This window comes from Methylobacterium sp. TK31 (assembly GCF_055361545.1).
This window is the reverse complement of record NZ_CM143964.1, coordinates 2828010-2845079: the sequence shown is the minus strand read 5'-3', so window position 1 is coordinate 2845079 and position 17070 is coordinate 2828010. Positions and strand designations below refer to the sequence as shown.

General features: G+C 66.6%; 16 protein-coding genes. 12 read left to right on the top strand and 4 right to left on the bottom strand.

The features are described 5' to 3' along the window. Positions 1 to 67: 67 nt before the first annotated feature. Complete coding sequence (locus tag ACXJY8_RS13195; RefSeq protein WP_463769571.1) at positions 68 to 1192, top strand: PA0069 family radical SAM protein; 1125 nt, start codon at positions 68 to 70, stop codon at positions 1190 to 1192. On the opposite strand, the gene rnhB is transcribed toward ACXJY8_RS13195, so the two are convergent. The 3 genes from rnhB to ACXJY8_RS13180 all read right to left on the bottom strand — a co-directional run bounded on the left by rnhB (position 1158) and on the right by ACXJY8_RS13180 (position 3751). Continuing rightward, the gene (gene rnhB / locus ACXJY8_RS13190) at positions 1158 to 1787 is read right to left on the bottom strand and encodes a ribonuclease HII (RefSeq protein WP_463769569.1); all 630 of its coding nucleotides are present in this window, start codon (positions 1785 to 1787) and stop codon (positions 1158 to 1160) included. The genes ACXJY8_RS13195 and rnhB overlap by 35 nt on opposite strands. A gap of 66 nt (positions 1788 to 1853) precedes the next feature. Next, positions 1854 to 2933, bottom strand: coding sequence for a glycosyltransferase family 4 protein (locus tag ACXJY8_RS13185; protein ID WP_463769567.1), 1080 nt, complete (start codon positions 2931 to 2933; stop codon positions 1854 to 1856). After that, on the bottom strand, positions 2930 to 3751 hold the full coding sequence (locus tag ACXJY8_RS13180) for a UDP-2,3-diacylglucosamine diphosphatase (RefSeq protein WP_463769565.1): 822 nt from the start codon (positions 3749 to 3751) through the stop codon (positions 2930 to 2932). The genes ACXJY8_RS13185 and ACXJY8_RS13180 overlap by 4 nt, the downstream gene beginning before the upstream one ends. 588 nt (positions 3752 to 4339) lie before the next feature. Between ACXJY8_RS13180 and ACXJY8_RS13175 the strand changes: the two genes are divergently transcribed. From ACXJY8_RS13175 to ACXJY8_RS13135, 9 genes are all read left to right on the top strand, one after another. After that, positions 4340 to 5548, top strand: coding sequence for an aminotransferase class V-fold PLP-dependent enzyme (locus ACXJY8_RS13175; protein WP_463769563.1), 1209 nt, complete (start codon positions 4340 to 4342; stop codon positions 5546 to 5548). A gap of 84 nt (positions 5549 to 5632) precedes the next feature. Further along, positions 5633 to 6571 carry a D-2-hydroxyacid dehydrogenase gene (locus ACXJY8_RS13170; protein WP_463769561.1) on the top strand — a complete coding sequence of 313 codons (939 nt, stop codon included), beginning with the start codon at positions 5633 to 5635 and terminating at the stop codon, positions 6569 to 6571. Positions 6572 to 6685: 114 nt separating this feature from the next. Next, positions 6686 to 7546 carry an NADP-dependent methylenetetrahydromethanopterin/methylenetetrahydrofolate dehydrogenase gene (locus tag ACXJY8_RS13165; RefSeq protein WP_463769559.1) on the top strand — a complete coding sequence of 287 codons (861 nt, stop codon included), beginning with the start codon at positions 6686 to 6688 and terminating at the stop codon, positions 7544 to 7546. A 5-nt stretch (positions 7547 to 7551) separates the two neighbouring features. Then, entirely contained in the window at positions 7552 to 8193 is a 642-nt protein-coding gene (fchA, locus tag ACXJY8_RS13160) for a methenyltetrahydrofolate cyclohydrolase (protein ID WP_463769557.1), read from the top strand. A 230-nt stretch (positions 8194 to 8423) separates the two neighbouring features. After that, on the top strand, positions 8424 to 9602 hold the full coding sequence (locus ACXJY8_RS13155) for a malate--CoA ligase subunit beta (RefSeq protein ID WP_463769555.1): 1179 nt from the start codon (positions 8424 to 8426) through the stop codon (positions 9600 to 9602). A 20-nt stretch (positions 9603 to 9622) separates the two neighbouring features. Then, the gene (gene sucD, locus ACXJY8_RS13150; RefSeq protein ID WP_463769553.1) at positions 9623 to 10516 is read left to right on the top strand and encodes a succinate--CoA ligase subunit alpha; all 894 of its coding nucleotides are present in this window, start codon (positions 9623 to 9625) and stop codon (positions 10514 to 10516) included. A gap of 238 nt (positions 10517 to 10754) precedes the next feature. Then, on the top strand, positions 10755 to 13514 hold the full coding sequence (locus tag ACXJY8_RS13145; RefSeq protein ID WP_463769551.1) for a phosphoenolpyruvate carboxylase: 2760 nt from the start codon (positions 10755 to 10757) through the stop codon (positions 13512 to 13514). A 130-nt stretch (positions 13515 to 13644) separates the two neighbouring features. Then, the gene (locus ACXJY8_RS13140) at positions 13645 to 14619 is read left to right on the top strand and encodes an HpcH/HpaI aldolase/citrate lyase family protein (protein WP_463769549.1); all 975 of its coding nucleotides are present in this window, start codon (positions 13645 to 13647) and stop codon (positions 14617 to 14619) included. 221 nt (positions 14620 to 14840) lie between these two features. Beyond that, on the top strand, positions 14841 to 15275 hold the full coding sequence (locus ACXJY8_RS13135; protein ID WP_056272827.1) for a GlcG/HbpS family heme-binding protein: 435 nt from the start codon (positions 14841 to 14843) through the stop codon (positions 15273 to 15275). 106 nt (positions 15276 to 15381) lie between these two features. Here the strand turns inward: ACXJY8_RS13135 and ACXJY8_RS13130 are convergent, their stop codons facing one another. Beyond that, positions 15382 to 16266, bottom strand: coding sequence for an outer membrane protein (locus ACXJY8_RS13130; protein ID WP_463769547.1), 885 nt, complete (start codon positions 16264 to 16266; stop codon positions 15382 to 15384). Between the two features lie 231 nt (positions 16267 to 16497). Between ACXJY8_RS13130 and ACXJY8_RS13125 the strand changes: the two genes are divergently transcribed. Continuing rightward, on the top strand, positions 16498 to 16677 hold the full coding sequence (locus ACXJY8_RS13125; protein WP_056189372.1) for a hypothetical protein: 180 nt from the start codon (positions 16498 to 16500) through the stop codon (positions 16675 to 16677). Between the two features lie 131 nt (positions 16678 to 16808). Continuing rightward, positions 16809 to 17027, top strand: a complete 219-nt coding sequence (locus tag ACXJY8_RS13120; protein WP_463769545.1) for a hypothetical protein — start codon at positions 16809 to 16811, stop codon at positions 17025 to 17027. Positions 17028 to 17070: the final 43 nt, after the last annotated feature.

Sequence of the window (17070 nt, the reverse complement as noted above, 5' to 3'; positions counted from 1 at the left end):
TATCCGCAATCTCTTCCGCGAATGTTCGTGATATGTTCTAAGAGAACCCTCTGGATGACCATTGCCAATGCCTGCAGACGCGTCCCGTTCCTCACCACCTGTCTTGGAGGTGGCACGACGCCTCGGCGAGACGACGCCGGAGCCGGCGGGACGGCGCGGACGGGGTGCAACAGCCAATCCGAGCGGACGCTACGAGGCGGCAAGGCGGGACGCCTTCGACGACGGTTGGCCCGGCATCGGGCAGGCGGCACCCCTGCGGACCGAGGTGAGGCCGGAGCATGCCCGCACGCTCATCACCCGCAACACCTCGCCGGACATCTCGTTCGATCGGTCGATCAATCCCTATCGCGGCTGCGAGCATGGTTGCGTCTACTGCTTCGCGCGACCGAACCACGCCTATGTCGGTCTCTCGCCGGGCCTCGATTTCGAGACCAAACTGTTCCGGAAGGTGGATGCCGGCGCCCTGCTCGAACGGGAATTGTCGGCGCCGGGCTACAGCCCGGCCACCATCGCGCTCGGCACCGCCACCGATCCCTACCAGCCGATCGAGCGGGAACACCGCGTCACCCGCGCGGTACTGGAGGTCCTGGCGCGCTTCCGCCACCCGGTCGGGATCGTGACGAAGTCGAATCTCGTCGTCCGCGACCTCGACCTGCTCACCGATCTCGCGCGGGACGGCCTCGTGAAGGTGGCGGTCTCGGTGACCACGCTCGATCCGGAACTGGCGCGCCGGCTGGAGCCTCGGGCACCCCATCCGGCGAAGCGCCTGGAGGCGATCGGACGGTTGAGTGCGGCGGGCATCCCCGTGATGGTCATCGCCGCGCCGATCATCCCGTCGCTGAACGACCACGAGGTCGAGGCGATCCTGGCCCGGGCCCGCGACCTCGGCGCCGTGGAGGCGAGCCACGTGCTCCTGCGCCTGCCGCTCGAACTCGATGCCCTGGTGAACGACTGGTTCGCCGAGCACTACCCGGGTCGCCAGCGGCACGTCATGTCGCTGGTCCGTGCGGCACGCGGCGGACGCGCCTACGACGCGACCTACGGAACGCGGATGACGGGCACCGGCGCCTATGCCGACCTGATCCGCCAGCGCATGCGCCTCGCCCGGCAGCGTCTCGGCTATCCCGAGGTGCGGCGGCGTCTGCGCACCGACCTGTTCAGGGTCCCGACGGACCAGTTGAGCCTGTTCTGAGGTCGTAGGCGCGGGTGAAACTCAGGCGGTGGTGGGGAGAGCGGCCCCGGAGTGCGAGCCCGGCGAGGTGGGTACGCGTGCCGTAGCCGACATTGCTCGCCCAACCGTAATCCGGATAGCGGTGGGCGAGCCGCCGCATCAACCCATCACGCAGGGTCTTGGCGACGATGGAGGCGGCAGCGATCTGCGGCACCAGCCGGTCGCCGCCGATCACGGCCCGCCCGGGCAGTGCAAGACCGGGAACGGGGTCGCGACCGTCCACCCAGACCGGCGCTTCGAGCCCCAGTGCCAGCACGGCCCGCCGCATGGCGTCGAGGGTGGCGGCACGGACGTTGATCCGATCGACAAGGGCGCGCGAGCCGGCCGCCACGGCGACGCGGGTCTGCGCGCGGATCAGCGGTGTCAGCGCCTCGCGTTCCGCCGCCTTGAGGCGCTTGCTGTCGTCGAGGCGGGCGAGCAGGGTGGGCGCGAGAGCGGCCGGGTCGAACCAGACCGCCGCGACGATCACGGGTCCGCAGAGAGCACCGCGTCCAACCTCGTCGCAGCCGATGACGGCCGGGAAGGTCTCCGCCAGGCGCGGGTCGAACGGCGGCATCGGGCATGTTCCGGGGCGGAGGACTGGCCCGACCCCCTAACGCGGAGCGCGCGGCCGGTCCACGCCTCAGCCGAGTTCGACGACACCGCGCGGAGCGTCGCCCGAGGCCCGGAGGCGCATGGGTGCGGTGCCGTGGGCGCGGGCGATGTTGTCGTAGAACTGGCGCGCACTCTCGGCCCAGGTGTAGCGCAGGGCTTCGCTGCGGCAGCGGGCGCGCGGGATCGCCAGGGCGCCCATAGCGGCCGTACGCAGGTCGTGGTCGAGCACGCCGGCACCCGTCCGGCCGATCACGTCGAGGGGGCCGGTGACGGGATAGGCGGCCACGGGCACCCCGCAGGCGAGGGCTTCGAGGAGTACGATCCCGAAGGTATCGGTAAGGCTCGGAAACACGAAGGCGTCGGCGCCGGCATAGAGCGCGGCGAGGTCGGCGCCGGTCCGGGTGCCGAGGAAATGCGCCTCGGGCGCGATCGCCGCGAGGCGGGCCCGGTCCGGCCCGTCTCCAACGACGACCTTGGTACCGGGCAGGTCGAGACGCAGGAACGCTTCGAGATTCTTCTCCACCGCGAGCCGCCCCACCGACAGGAAGATCGGACGGGGCAGGCCGGCGAGATCGGCCGGCTCCGGCATCTCCGGCGAGCGTGGCCGGAACAGGTCGGTGTCGACCCCGCGGGTCCAGCGCATCAGGTTGGTGAAGCCGCGCGCTTCGAGGTCGCGCTCCAGGGAGGGGGTCGACACCATCGTACCGTTCGCCGCGCCGTGGAAGCGGCGAAGCCAGGCGTAGCTCCAGGCCTCCGGCACCGGCGCCCGGGCCGAGAGGTATTCCGGAAACCGGGTGTGGTAGCTCGTCGTGAAGGGCCGGCGATGGGCGAGGCAGTAGCGCCGGGTGGCGTAGCCGACCGTTCCCTCCGTCGAGATGTGGACATGGGTCGGCCGAAGGTCGTTCCAGAGCTGCGACACATGCCGCTTGGTCGCGTAGGCCAGCCGGATCTCCGGGTAGCCCGGCAGCGGCACGGATGCGAAGTCCTGGTGCGTCAGGAACACCGGATCGAAGCCGTAGGCGGCCCCGGCCGCCGCCATGTTCTCCAGGGAGCGTACGACGCCGTTCACCTGCGGGTGCCAGGCATCCGTGGCGATGAGGAGCCTCACGCGACCGCCCGGGCTCCGTCGGGACGCTGGCGTCCGACGAGGTCGGCCCGCGCGGTGCGTGCCCGCACCAGGCTCGGATAGTGCAGCACCTCCATGGTGCCGTCGTAATGCTCGACGATGGCGGTGCAGGATTCCACCCAATCGCCGGTGTTGAGGTAGGTCAGCCCGTTGATCTGGCGTTTGGCCGCATGGTGGATGTGACCGCAGATCACACCGTCGGCTCCGACGCGCTTGGCTTCGGCGCTCAGCAATTCCTCGAACTTGCCGATGAAGTTGACCGCATTCTTCACCTTGAGCTTGGCCCAGGCCGAGAGTGACCAGTAGGCGAGCCCGAGGCGACGGCGCGCGGTGTTGACGTAGGTGTTGATGAAGAGCGCGAAGGTGTAGGCGCCGTCGCCCAGGAACGCGAGCCATTTTGCGTGGCGCACCACCATGTCGAACTGGTCGCCATGGATGACGAGGTAGCGCTTGCCGTCGGCGGCCTCGTGCAGGCGCTGGTCGGCGATCTCGATGCCGCCGAAGGTCATGCCGATATAATCGCGCAGGAATTCGTCGTGATTGCCCGGGACGTAGACCAGCGTCGAGCCCTTGCGCACCTTGCGCATCAGCTTTTGTACGACGTCGTTGTGGCTCTGGGGCCAGTACCAGCCGGATTTGAGTTGCCAGCCGTCGATGATGTCGCCGACGAGATAGATCTCGTCTGCATCGTAATCGCGCAGGAATTCCAGCAAGAGGTCGGCTTGGCATCCCTTTGTGCCGAGATGCATGTCGGACAGGAACAATGTCCGGACGCGGGTCGTCTCGGTGTCTTCGCCCACGCTCGCCTCCGGGACAGCCTTCCGTTGCCAGGAGCCAAACCGGATTCCCGTATCAGTTTGATGACGTCGCGGGTCGGGGACAGGGCGTCTTCTGCGCCGCGACGTAAGCTCTTCTTCCACAAAAAAAATTTTGATTTGCGACCAAGTATTTCGGGTTTTCCTTTCTGCGGGAAGCCGGGCATAGTCCCGCTCAAGGTGCCCCACCGGGCCGCGTCCGAGGACGCATGACCGGAGCCCGTCGAGGCGAACTAAGGGTGCCGTCCCCGGGGACGACGACGCTGACAACGGCCCAGCGGTAAACGCGTTTCGAGCGCGACCCGGCCCATGGAGAAGAGGCTTGAGGTATTCGGTGGCGCGCGCGGCGACGGGCGTCGAAGGTCAGCCTTCGACGGCGACGGACATTGGTCCGGCATCCACGCGGACGTTGCGTGCGAACGAGTTCGTCCCGCGATTCATTTAACCAGCGGCTGCCAGGAACGTCCGGGTTCGACCCGGACGTTCCGACGCGGTCCGCTTCAACCCTCGGCGCATCTGTGTCGCCGCACGCGGAGTGCGTGTCGGCGCAACGTAAGAAACGGAGAAAACCCCATGGCGGCAACGCGACGTCCCGGCCGGAACCACCTGTTCGTCCCGGGCCCGACGAACATCCCGGATCGCGTGATGCGCGCGATGATGGTGCAGTCCGAGGACCACCGCTCGGTGGATTTCCCGGCGCTGACCAAGCCCCTCTTCGAGGACACCAAGGCCGTCTACGGCTCGAAGGACGGCACCATCTTCCTGTTCCCGGCCTCGGGCACCGGCATCTGGGAGTCTGCCCTGTCGAACACCCTGTCGCGCGGCGACAAGGTGCTGGCCGCCCGCTTCGGCCAGTTCAGCCATCTCTGGATCGACATGGCCCAGCGCCTCGGTCTCGAGGTCGTCGTGCAGGACGAGGCCTGGGGCACGGGCGCGAACCCGGAACGGATCGGCGAGGCCCTGCGCGCCGACAAGAACCATGAGATCAAGGCCGTCATGGTGGTCCATAACGAGACCGCCACCGGCGTCACCAGCGATATCGGTGCCGTGCGCAAGGCCATCGACGCCGCGGGCCATCCGGCCCTGCTGTTCGTGGACGGCGTCTCGTCGATCGGCTCGCTGCCGTTCAAGATGGACGAGTGGAAGGTCGACTGCGCCATTGCCGGTTCGCAGAAGGGTCTGATGCTCCCGGCCGGTCTCGGCGTGATCTGCGTCAGCCAGAAGGCGCTCAAGGCGGCCGAGACCTCGTCGGGCCAGAACGACCGCCTGGCGCATGTCTATTTCGACTGGGCCGACCACCAGAAGCAGAACCCGGCCGGCTACTTCCCCTATACCCCGCCGCTGCCGCTGCTCTACGGCCTGCGCGAGGCGCTCGCCTGCCTCAACGAGGAGGGCCTGGAGAACGTCTACCACCGCCACCACGTGCTCGGCGAGGCGACCCGCCAGGCCGTGGCCGCCTGGGGCCTGAAGACCTGCGCCCAGGAGCCCAAGTGGAACTCGGACACCGTCACGGCGATCCTCGTGCCGGAGGGCGTCGACGCCGCCGCGATCATCAAGCACGCCTACGTGCGCTACAACCTGGCGCTGGGCGCTGGCCTCAGCCAAGTCGCCGGCAAGGTCTTCCGCATCGGTCACGTCGGTGACATGAACGAGCTGTCGCTCCTGGGCGCCATCGCGGGCGCCGAGATGGCGATGCTCGACCACGGTGTGAAGGTCCAGCCCGGTTCCGGCGTCGCCGCCGCATCGAGCTACCTGCGCGAGAACCCGCTGTCGAAGTCCTGAGCCCTTGGCGCCGGAGCGGGTCCGCCCGCTCCGGCGCCCTCGAACATCCTATCCGTGACCCGGCCGGATCGGCCAGAGGATTCCATGACGAAGAAGATCGTGTTCCTCGACCGCGAGTCCCTGGACGCCAAGGTCCGTGAGTTCAACTTTCCGCACGAATACGTCGAGTACGAGTCGACCTGGACGCCGGAAGAGATCGTCGAACGCCTGACGGGCGCCGAGATCGCGCTGATCAACAAGGTCCCGATGCGGGCCGACACTCTGAAGCAACTGCCCGACCTGAAGCTGATCGCGGTGGCCGCCACCGGGACCGATGTGGTCGATAAGGAGGCTGCCAAGGCCCAGGGCATCACGGTCGTCAACATCCGCAACTACGCCTTCAACACTGTGCCCGAACACGTGATCGGCCTGATGTTCGCCCTGCGCCGGGCCATCGTGCCCTATGCCAATTCGGTGCGCCGGGGCGATTGGGCGAAATCGACCCAGTTCTGCTACTTCGACTATCCGATCCACGACATCGCCGGCTCGACCCTCGGCATCGTCGGGTACGGGGCCCTGGGCAAGTCGATCGCCAAGCGCGCGGAAGCCCTCGGCATGAAGGTCATCGCCTACGACGTGTTTCCCCAGGATGGGCTCGTCGATTTCGAGACGATCCTGACGGAATCCGACGTCATCACGCTGCATGCGCCGCTGACGCCCGAGACCCGCAACATGATCGGGCGCGAGCAACTGGCGAAGATGAAGAAGCACGCGCTCCTCATCAACACCGCCCGCGGTGGCCTGGTGGACGAGGAAGCCCTGGCCGAAGCGCTGAAGGCCGGTACCATCGGCGGCGCGGGCTTCGACGTCGTGATGACCGAGCCCCCCAAGAACGGCAACATCCTCTGCGAGCTCGACCTCCCGAACCTCATCGTCACGCCCCACGTGGCCTGGGCGAGCAAGGAGGCGATGCAGATCCTGGCCGACCAGCTGGTCGACAACGTCGAGGCCTACGTCGCCGGCAAGCCGCAGAACGTGGTGTGATGCGTCTGCGCGCTCCCGGATGCCGAGGAGCGCAGGCTGATCGCCGAGGCGATCGATCATTCGAGATTCAATAGTAGCCGCGCCGGGCGCGGGACCGACAAGGATCATGAGACGATGAAGAAGCTGCTGTTCCAATTCGACACCGACGCCGTCCCGAGCGTGTTCGACGTGGTCGTCGGTTACGATGGCGGCGCGGATCACATCACCGGCTACGGCAACGTCACCCCGGACAACGTCGGCGCGCTGGTCGACGGCACGATCTACACCCGCGGCGGCTCGGAGAAGAAGTCGACCGCGATCTTCGTCGGCGGCGGCAGCATGGCAGCCGGCGAGGCGGTGTTCGAGGCGGTCAAGAAGCGCTTCTTCGGTCCGTTCCGCGTCTCGATCATGCTGGATTCGAACGGCTCGAACACCACCGCGGCCGCCGGCGTCGCCCTGGTGCAGAAGGCCGCCGGGTCGCTCGAGGGCAAGAAGGCCGTCGTCCTCGCTGGCACCGGTCCGGTCGGCATGCGCTCGGCCGCCCTGCTCGCCCAGGAAGGCGCGGAGGTGACCCTCTGCGGCCGCTCCCTCGACAAGGCTCAGGCCGCCGCGGACCAGATCAACACGCGCTTCAAGGTCAACATCAAGGCCGCCGAGACCCCCGACGCCGCCTCGCGCGCCAAGATCGTCAAGGGCCAGAACCTCGTGTTCTCGGCCGGCGCGATCGGCCTCGAGCTGCTGGCCGAGGATGCCTGGAAGGACGAGGCGAGCATCGAGTTCGTCGCCGACTACAACGCTCAGCCGCCCCTCGGCTTCGGCGGCATCGAGGCCATGGACAAGGGCAAGGACCGCCACGGCAAGAAGGTCTTCGGTGCGCTCGGCATCGGCGGGCTGAAGCTCAAGCTGCATCGCGCCTGCGTCGGTCAGCTCTTCGACAACACCGAGCAGGTTCTCGACGCCGAGGCGATCTACGCACTCGCCAAGAAGATGGCCTGACCGCCATGGCCGAGAAAGAGAACGCCGCGAACGAGACCATTCAGACCTTCCTCGACGGTCTGGCGAGCTCGGCCCCGACGCCCGGCGGCGGTGGTGCCGCCGCCATCTCCGGTGCCATGGGCGCCGCGCTCCTGAGCATGGTGTGCAATCTCACCATCGGGAAGAAGAAGTACGTCGAGGTGGAGGAGGAGCTGAAGCAGATCCTCGGCCAGTCCGAGGCGCTGCGCACCGAACTCACCGGCATGATCGCCGACGACGTTGAGGCGTTCGACGCGGTAATGGGCGCATACGGCCTTCCCAAGGTGACGGACGAGGAGAAGGCGGCGCGTCAGGACAAGATCCAGGCCGCCCTCAAGGTCGCCACCGACGTGCCGCTCGCCTGTTGCCGCGCCTGCCGCAAGGTCATCGACCTCGCCCAGATCGTCGCCGACAAGGGCAACCTCAACGTGATTTCGGATGCCGGCGTCGCGGTGCTCTCGGCCCATGCGGGCCTGCGCAGTGCCGCTCTCAACGTCTATGTGAACGCAAAGGGCCTGGAAGATCGGGCTTTCGCGGAGGAGCGCCTGCGCGAACTCGAAACCCTCATGGGATCGGCTGGTCCCCTCAACGAGTCGATCTACGAGATCGTCAAGGCGAAGGTGAACTGAGCATCTGTCTCGGGCATCGGCGCCCCACGCGAAGTCAAGCCGCGTGATCTGATATACCAAGAGCTGCTCCCGACGCCATCGGGGCAGCTCTTGTGCAAAGTGAATACAGTCCAGCTGCCTTCAAGGCAGAGTGAAAGAGGCTGTAAAAAAATATAAGTCGCAAAGCACTTTCCGTGAAGTGAAATTTACGAGACAGTCGCTGCAAGGAAGAAACGCCGAGGAGAACGCCCATGGACGTGCACGAGTACCAGGCCAAGGAACTGCTTGCCGGTTTCGGCGTCGCCGTTCCGAAGGGAGCCGTCGCCTTCAGCGCCGATCAGGCGGTCTATGCGGCGACCGAGCTCGGCGGCTCCTTCTGGGCGGTGAAGGCTCAGATCCATGCGGGCGCCCGCGGCAAGGCCGGCGGCATCAAGCTGTGCCGGACCTACAACGAAGTCCGCGACGCCGCGAAGGAACTGCTCGGCAAACGCCTGGTGACCATCCAGACCGGACCCGAGGGCAAGCCCGTCCAGCGCGTCTACGTCGAGACCGCCGACCCCTTCGAGCGTGAACTCTACCTGGGCTACGTCCTCGACCGGAAGGCCGAGCGGGTTCGGGTCATCGCCTCCCAGCGCGGCGGCATGGACATCGAGGAGATCGCCGCCAACGAGCCGGACGCCCTGATTCAGGTGGTCGTCGAGCCGGCGGTGGGCCTTCAGCAGTTCCAGGCCCGCGAGATCGCCTTCCAGCTCGGCCTGAACATCAAGCAGGTCGCGGCCGCCGTGAAGACGATTATGAACGCCTACCGGGCGTTCCGCGATTGCGACGGCACCATGCTGGAGATCAACCCCCTCGTCGTGACGAAGGACGATCGGGTGCTGGCGCTGGACGCCAAGATGTCCTTCGACGACAACGCGATGTTCCGGCGGCGCAACATCGCCGACATGCACGATCCCTCGCAGGGCGACCCGCGCGAGGCCCAGGCCGCCGAGCACAACCTCTCCTATATCGGTCTCGAGGGCGAGATCGGCTGCATCGTCAACGGCGCCGGCTTGGCCATGGCCACTATGGACATGATCAAGCATGCGGGCGGCGAGCCGGCGAACTTCCTCGACGTCGGCGGCGGAGCCTCGCCGGACCGGGTCGCGACGGCCTTCCGGCTCGTCCTCTCCGATCGCAACGTGAAGGCGATCCTCGTCAACATCTTCGCCGGCATCAACCGCTGCGATTGGGTCGCTCAGGGCGTCGTCCAGGCCGCGCGCGAGGTGAAGATCGACGTGCCTCTCGTCGTCCGGCTCGCCGGCACGAATGTGGAGGAGGGTCAGAAGATCCTGGCCGAGAGCGGTCTCGACCTCATCACCGCCGACAGCCTGTCGGACGCGGCCGCCAAGGCGGTCCAGGCCTGCGAAGCCGCCAAGAAAAGTCACTGAGCCGCGGGGGAGGATACGTCATGAGCATTCTGATCGACGAGAAGACCCCGATCCTGGTCCAGGGCATCACGGGCGACAAAGGTACCTTCCACGCCAAGGAGATGATGGAGTACGGCTCCAACGTCGTCGGCGGCGTCACCCCCGGGAAGGGCGGCAAGACCCATCTCGGCGTGCCGGTCTTCAACACCGTCAAGGAGGCGGTCGAGGCCACCGGCGCGACCACCTCGATCACCTTCGTGGCGCCTCCCTTCGCGGCCGACGCCATCATGGAGGGGGCCGACGCCGGATTGAGCCTGATCTGTTCGATCACGGACGGTATCCCGGCCCAGGACATGATGCGGGTGAAGCGCTACCTGCGCCGCTACCCGAAGGAGCGTCGTACCATGGTGGTCGGCCCCAACTGCGCCGGCATCATCTCCCCCGGCAAGTCGATGCTCGGCATCATGCCCGGCCACATCTACCTCCAGGGCAATGTCGGCGTGATCTCGCGCTCGGGCACCCTCGGCTACGAGGCCGCCGCGCAGATGAAGGCCGAGGGCATCGGGATCTCGACGTCGGTCGGCATCGGCGGCGATCCGATCAACGGCTCGTCCTTCCTGGATCACCTCGCGCTCTTCGAGCAGGACCCTGAGACCCGGGCCGTGCTGATGATCGGCGAGATCGGCGGTCCTCAGGAGGCCGAGGCCTCGGCCTGGATCAAGGAGAACATGTCGAAGCCCGTGGTCGGCTTCGTCGCCGGCCTGACCGCTCCGAAGGGTCGGCGGATGGGCCATGCCGGCGCGATCATCTCGGCCACTGGCGACTCCGCCGCCGAGAAGGCCGAGATCATGCGCTCCTACGGTTTGACCGTGGCACCGAGCCCCGGCGAGTTCGGCTCGACCGTGGCGCAGGTGATGCGCAAGCTCGCGGCCTGACCATCGAAACCCTCCCCCGCGGCGGGGGAGGGCGGCTCGCGGAGCGACCGAGAGATTGAGCGCTCCGGAGCCGGTGCTTCCCGCCGCAAGGCCGCCGTTTCCGCCCGCTCCGCGTCACGGGCCAGCCTTTTCCACCGCGGGAACTCTTCCACCGCGGGATGACGCATCATACGGGACCCATCCGTAGACCGCTTCCGTCGCGGTCCATCGGCGAAGAACTTTTTCAAGGTGGCCTTCGATGACGGATACTCTTCACGCCCCGGTCGGAGCCGTCGACCACACCTTCGCGCCCCCCGTCATCACGGGGACCTCCTCGAAGGAAGCCCTCGACATCCTGTTCCACGCCCTGCTCGCCGTGGCGCGCCGTCACGAGCCCGAGCTCGAAGACGTGCTGCACGGGCGGGCCAACATCTCGGAATTCTCGCCCGAACTCCTGGCGCGCGCCCTCCAGGTCCAGGGGATCTGGTTTCAGCTGCTTTCCATCGCCGAGCAGAACGCAGCCATGCGTCGGCGCCGGCAGGTCGAGCGTACCAAGGGCCGCGAGGCACTGAGCGGCAGCTTCAGCGCCGTCCTGGCGGATGCGGCGGCGAGCGGCATCAAGGCCCCCGAGATCCACGCTCTGCTCAAGGACCTGCGGATTCGCCCGACGATCACGGCCCATCCCACCGAGGGCAAGCGCGTGACCGTGCTGGAGAAGTTCCGCCGCATCTATCTCGTGCTGCGCGAGTTGGAACTGCCGCGCTGGACCGAGCGCGAGCGCAACGGCCTGATGAACGAGCTGCGCGATCAGATCGAGCTCGTCTGGATGACGGGCGAGCTTCACCTGGAGAAGGCCACCGTCGAGCGTGAGGTCGCCTGGGGCCTGCACTTCTTCGACGAGACGCTGTTCGAGATGCTGCCCGAGGTGCTCTACTCCCTGGAGGAGAGCCTGGCGCAGTACTATCCGGACGAGAAGTTCGAGGTGCCGCCGTTCTTCCAGTTCGGCTCCTGGATCGGCGGCGACCGCGACGGAAACCCCTACGTCACATCGTCCGTGACCCGTGCCACCTTGCAGCGCAACGCGCTGGCCTCACTGCGGCGCTACCGCGACGGCGTCACCGCTCTCGGCCGGACGCTCTCGCTGACCGAGCGCTCGCTGCCGGTGCCGGAGACGTTCAAGGCCGCTCTGGCGCAGATGCTGACGGAGAGCGGCGACGGCCGCGCCATCGCCAACCGCAATCCGGGCGAGGCCTACCGCCAGTTCCTCACCTGCGTGCTGCGCAAGCTCGAGGCGACCATCCTGCGCAACAAGGGACAGCGCTCGACCGGGCCGGACTATCCGAGCGCGGACGGCCTGATCAGCGACCTGCGAACCCTGGAGCAGGGGCTCGCCGACGCGAAATGCCCGTCCTTGGCGGTCGACCTCGTGCGCCCGGTCCGCCGCATGGTCGAGATCTTCCGCTTCTCCACCGTGCGGCTCGACCTGCGAGAGAACACCACCCGTACCACGAAGACCCTGCAGGCTCTCTGGACACAGGCCAACGGGCAAAACCGCACGCCGCCCGACGTCGACTCGCTCGATTGGAAGAAGTGGCTCGTCGACGAGCTGGCCCGGCCGCGCAGCGGCGAACGCAGCTTCGAGGATCTGCCGGACGACGCCCGGGAGACCCTGGAGACCTTCGCCCTGGTCGGCGAGATGCGCGAGCAGCTCGATCGGGAGGCGTTCGGCTCGTTCATCCTGTCGATGACCCGTTCGGTGCAGGACATCCTCGGCGCCTACCTGCTCGCCAAGGAAGCGGGCAACTTCCTCGATGCCGCCGGCACCGAGATCTGCTGCCTGCCGATCGTGCCGCTGTTCGAGACCATCGACGACCTGCGCGCCGCGCCGGCGATCATGAAGGAGCTGTTCTCGATTCCTCTCGTCCGCCGCTCCACGCGCTGGCAGGGCGGCGTGCAGGAGGTCATGATCGGCTATTCGGATTCCAATAAGGACGGTGGCTTCGTCGCCTCGAACTGGGAACTCTACAAGGCACAGGACAAGCTGACCCGGCTCGGCAAGGAATCCGGCGTGCCGATCGCGTTCTTCCACGGCCGCGGCGGTTCGGTGAGCCGGGGCGGCGCCCCGACGGCACGCGCCATCGCGGCCCAGCCCCCCGGGTCGATCAACGGTCGTTTCCGCACCACGGAGCAGGGCGAGGTCGTCTCGTTCAAGTACGCCAACCGGGGGACGGCTGCCTATCAAATGGAGCTTCTCGCCTCCTCGGTCTTCCAGCATGCCCTGAAATCGGAGCGCGAAGCGTCCCGGACGCCGCGCAGCGAGTTCGACGATTGTCTGGAGGCCCTGTCGGGTGCCTCGCGGGCGGCCTACGTCAACCTGATCCAGCACCCGGACCTCGTCACCTATTTCGGGGCGGCGAGTCCCCTGGACGAGATCGCGCTCCTCAACATCGGATCGCGTCCCGCCCGTCGCTTCGGTGCGCGCTCGCTCTCCGACCTGCGCGCGATCCCCTGGGTCTTCGCCTGGTCGCAGAATCGGCACGTCATCACCGGCTGGTACGGAGTCGGATCGGGGTTGAAGAGCTTCCTCGATGTGCGCGGCCAGCAGGGCGAGGCGCAGCTGCAGCGGCTCTTCGCGGAATCGAAGCCGTTCCGCCTCATCCTCGACGAGGTCGAGAAGACTTTGCTGATGGTCGACCTCGAGATCGCCCGCGACTATGCGAGCCTCGTCCCCGACCAGGGTGCCCGCAACAGCATCTTTCCGCTGATCGAGGCCGAGTATGCGCTCACCCGCGAGATGGCCCTGCGGGTCAGTGGCGGCAGCGAACTGGCCGAACGCTTTCCCCTCTTCCGCGACCGCCTGAACGGCCGGCTGCCGACCATCAATCAGGTCAGTCGTGAGCAGGTCGAGTTGCTGCGCCGCTTCCGCTCGGAGGAGGACGAGGATCAGCGCGAGGCGGTCAAATCTGCCCTTCTGCTATCGATCAACTGCATCGCCGTCGGCTTCGGCGCGACGGGTTAACGGTTTTGTCACGATCTCGCCGGCTCGCCATGGCCTTCGGCCTAGCGCGCCAACGCGTCTTGCCCGGTATGGTGGCCCGACTTTCGGGTCTCATGAACATCCAGAACACGTCGAACAGGAAGGATACCCAATGAGCTTCACCTTGATCCAGCAGGCGACGCCGCGCCTCCACCGCTCGGAACTCGCCGTCCCCGGCTCCAACCCGACCTTCATGGAGAAATCGGCGTCCTCCAAGGCCGACGTCATCTTCCTCGACCTCGAGGACGCGGTGGCCCCCGACGACAAGGAACAGGCCCGCAAGAACATCATCCAGGCGCTCAACGACCTGGATTGGGGCAACAAGACCATGATGATCCGCATCAACGGTCTCGACACCCACTACATGTACCGCGACGTGGTCGACATCGTTGAGGCCTGTCCGCGCCTCGACATGATCCTCATCCCCAAGGTCGGCGTGCCGGCGGACGTCTACGCCATCGACGTGCTGACGACCCAGATCGAGCAGGCCAAGAAGCGCGAGAAGAAGATCGGCTTCGAGGTGCTGATCGAGACGGCGCTGGGCATGGCCAACGTCGAGGCCATCGCCACTTCCTCGAAGCGCCTGGAAGCCATGTCGTTCGGCGTCGCCGACTACGCCGCTTCGACCCGCGCCCGCTCGACCGTGATCGGCGGCGTGAACAAGGACTTCTCGGTGCTGACCGACAAGGACGAGGCCGGCAACCGCGAGACGCATTGGCAGGACCCGTGGCTGTTCGCGCAGAACCGCATGCTGATCGCCTGCCGCGCCTATGGCCTGCGCCCGATCGACGGCCCCTTCGGCGACTTCTCCGATCCGGACGGTTACACCTCCGCCGCCCGCCGCTGCGCCGCCCTCGGCTTCGAGGGTAAGTGGGCGATTCACCCCTCGCAGATCGACCTTGCCAACGAGGTGTTCACCCCCTCCGAGGCCGAGGTCACCAAGGCCCGCCGCATCCTCGAGGCCATGGAAGAGGCCGCGAAGGCCGGTCGCGGCGCCGTCTCTCTCGACGGCCGCCTCATCGACATCGCCTCGATCCGCATGGCCGAGGCGCTGATCGAGAAGGCCAACGCCATGTCCGGCCGCTGAGGGGCGGACGCACCGAGAGAGTAGAACCCGCAACTCGGCCGCCCCTCTCGGGGCGGCCCTTTTGTTTGGGGGCCGTCGTTCCGAACACGCCGCACCAAAGAAGGCGGTCATCCGTTTCGGGAGGGCGCCCGGCGGACTGTGCTGTCGGAAAACCATCAGATCAAGCTGGCTGGCTTTCGCCGTATACAAAGCCCTCACACTGTATTCAGGGAGATCCCATCATGCACGTGACCATTGAAGACGCGCACAAGGCCATCGAGGCGGCCCGCGCCAAGGCCGTGGAGCTCGGCACGCAGATGTGCATCGCCGTCGTGGATTCCGGCGGGAACCTGAAGGCTTTCTACCGGATGGACGGCGCCTGGGTCGGCTCCATCGACATCTCGCAGAAGAAGGCCAAAACCTCGGTGTTCTTCGGGATGATGACCGGCCAGATCGGTCAGCTCTCGCAGCCCGGGGGCCCGCTCTACGGCATCGAGCATTCCAATGACGGTCTCATCACCTTCCCGGGCGGCATCCCGATCGTGGACAAGGACGGTGAGATGTCTGGCGCGATCGGTGTCAGCGGTTCGACGGTGGAGAACGATCACGCTGTGGCGCTGGCCGGCGCCAGCTGTATCGGCTCGACCGAGCTGCCGGCGCATCCCTGGCGGACCTGATCCGAATTCCGGTTGGAGACCGACAGCAAAAAGCCCCGCTCGCGAGAGCGGGGCTTTTCCGTCAAGTCCATTGGTGCGGCAGCTCCCGGAGCTGCCGAAGCCAGGTTTAGAGCGAGCCGAACTTGTAGTTGAAGCCGGCCTTGATCAGGTTGCCCTCGGTGTTGAAGCGCGAGGTGTACGAGCCGGTCGCAGGGGTGAGGCCAGTCGTGTTCACGAGAACGTTGCGGCTGCCGAGGTCGTAGCGGAGGTACTCGGCCTTCAGCGTGATGGCGCTGGCGCCGAGAAGTCCGCCAATGAAGTTGAAACGGTTTAGGAAGCTGTCGGTCGGGATCGCGTACTCGATGCCGCCGCCGTAAACGTAGCCCGTCTCCATGCCCTTGAAGCGGCCGAGATAGGCAAGCTGGTTGGCGCCATTGAAGAAGTCAGCCTGATACTTGACTTCACCGTAGGCGAAGCCGCCGGTTCCGTAGACCAGGAACCGGTCGAAGGCGTAGCCGAGGCGGCCCTGCACGGTGCCGAGGTAGTTCAGACGGTTCCGGAAGCTGCTCGGGTCCGGAATGAAGTTGTTGGCGGCGAGGGCCGGGCCGAAGTAATCGCGGCGCTTGCCGATATCCGTCCAGGTCACATCAGCCTCGGCGCCGACGACGAAGCCGGAGCCGGGCGTGAACTGGTAGTTATAGCCGATGCCGCCGCCGATGTTACCGATGCCGTCCTGCTCAGCCTTGAAGCTTGCAGGGCGACGGCCCAACGCAACATTGCTTTGCGTGTTGGTGATGCCACCGGCACCGTTGTTGTTGCCGACCGTGCGAATGGTCTGGTTGTCGCTGAAGGTGTAGGAGCTGTGCGTGCCCAGGTAGAAGCCGGTCCAGGTGAAGACCGGCACCGGCACGAAGACCGGCGGCGGCGCCTGACGGCGCGGAAGGTCGGCGGCATGGGCTGCGCCGAGAGCGACGAGCGAAGCGACGCCAGCCAGGAGGAATTTTGCGATCATCGGGGTGTCTGTCCCAGGGTCGGAGAATTGCCGTCAAGCTACCCGCGGTTGTCCGCCGACACTATGCCCCGCAAGACACACCCCTCCCGGAAGCGTCACGCGGCGTACCGAATTTCGTTGGAGCGCAGGTCCGCCGCCCATCGGGTGGTGCGGTGCGAAGATCGACAACGGCCGGTTAAGCACGTCACGCTATCGAGACTGGGCAAACCTCCAGCCGTGACAGGAGCGACGATGACACGGGACCAACTCGCCGCCGAACTGAAGCGCATCGCGACCGATCAGGTCAGCGACATCGAGCGCGCGGTCAAGGATGGGCACAAGACGATTGCCCTGAATGAAATTGCCGACCTCAACCGCAACTTGAAAGCTCTTGCCGCGGCCGTGAAGGGCAAGGGGCTCGTTCGGGCCTGAGATCATTGCCGGCACATCTTCGTGTGCCGGTGCCATCGCCGTCATGCGATCGGGGAAAAGCGCCGTAACCCGGTTGACCATCTCAGCCTCTCGGCCGCATGTTCCTGATATGTTCTCAATCAGGATCGCCGATGCAGCCCCGTCCCATCCCAGCGCCCGCCTGGACCGCGCCGGCGGAGGCCATCGCTGCCGCCTACCTGGAAGAGGCCGGCGGTGATGCGATCCTGGCGCTGCACCGCGCGGTGGCCGATGCCCTGACGGACCTGTGCGAGGCAGAGCGGCGGACCCAGCGCCGGGACCGCCTCATCTCGCACGGCTACGTTCGGGGTCGGCCGGACCGAGACGATTGAGGCAGCTCATGCCTCGGCCTTGCCCGCGACCTATCGGAAGAAC

Excerpts from the sequence above, each read along its gene's own strand:
- ACXJY8_RS13195 (WP_463769571.1), top strand. The coding sequence starts at position 68 with ATGCCTGCAGACGCGTCCCGTTCCTCACCACCTGTCTTGGAGGTGGCA.
- rnhB (WP_463769569.1), bottom strand. The coding sequence starts at position 1,787 with ATGCCGCCGTTCGACCCGCGCCTGGCGGAGACCTTCCCGGCCGTCATC.
- ACXJY8_RS13175 (WP_463769563.1), top strand. The coding sequence starts at position 4,340 with ATGGCGGCAACGCGACGTCCCGGCCGGAACCACCTGTTCGTCCCGGGC.
- ACXJY8_RS13170 (WP_463769561.1), top strand. The coding sequence starts at position 5,633 with ATGACGAAGAAGATCGTGTTCCTCGACCGCGAGTCCCTGGACGCCAAG.
- ACXJY8_RS13165 (WP_463769559.1), top strand. The coding sequence starts at position 6,686 with ATGAAGAAGCTGCTGTTCCAATTCGACACCGACGCCGTCCCGAGCGTG.
- fchA (WP_463769557.1), top strand. The coding sequence starts at position 7,552 with ATGGCCGAGAAAGAGAACGCCGCGAACGAGACCATTCAGACCTTCCTC.
- ACXJY8_RS13155 (WP_463769555.1), top strand. The coding sequence starts at position 8,424 with ATGGACGTGCACGAGTACCAGGCCAAGGAACTGCTTGCCGGTTTCGGC.
- sucD (WP_463769553.1), top strand. The coding sequence starts at position 9,623 with ATGAGCATTCTGATCGACGAGAAGACCCCGATCCTGGTCCAGGGCATC.
- ACXJY8_RS13145 (WP_463769551.1), top strand. The coding sequence starts at position 10,755 with ATGACGGATACTCTTCACGCCCCGGTCGGAGCCGTCGACCACACCTTC.
- ACXJY8_RS13140 (WP_463769549.1), top strand. The coding sequence starts at position 13,645 with ATGAGCTTCACCTTGATCCAGCAGGCGACGCCGCGCCTCCACCGCTCG.
- ACXJY8_RS13135 (WP_056272827.1), top strand. The coding sequence starts at position 14,841 with ATGCACGTGACCATTGAAGACGCGCACAAGGCCATCGAGGCGGCCCGC.
- ACXJY8_RS13130 (WP_463769547.1), bottom strand. The coding sequence starts at position 16,266 with ATGATCGCAAAATTCCTCCTGGCTGGCGTCGCTTCGCTCGTCGCTCTC.
- ACXJY8_RS13125 (WP_056189372.1), top strand. The coding sequence starts at position 16,498 with ATGACACGGGACCAACTCGCCGCCGAACTGAAGCGCATCGCGACCGAT.
- ACXJY8_RS13120 (WP_463769545.1), top strand. The coding sequence starts at position 16,809 with ATGCAGCCCCGTCCCATCCCAGCGCCCGCCTGGACCGCGCCGGCGGAG.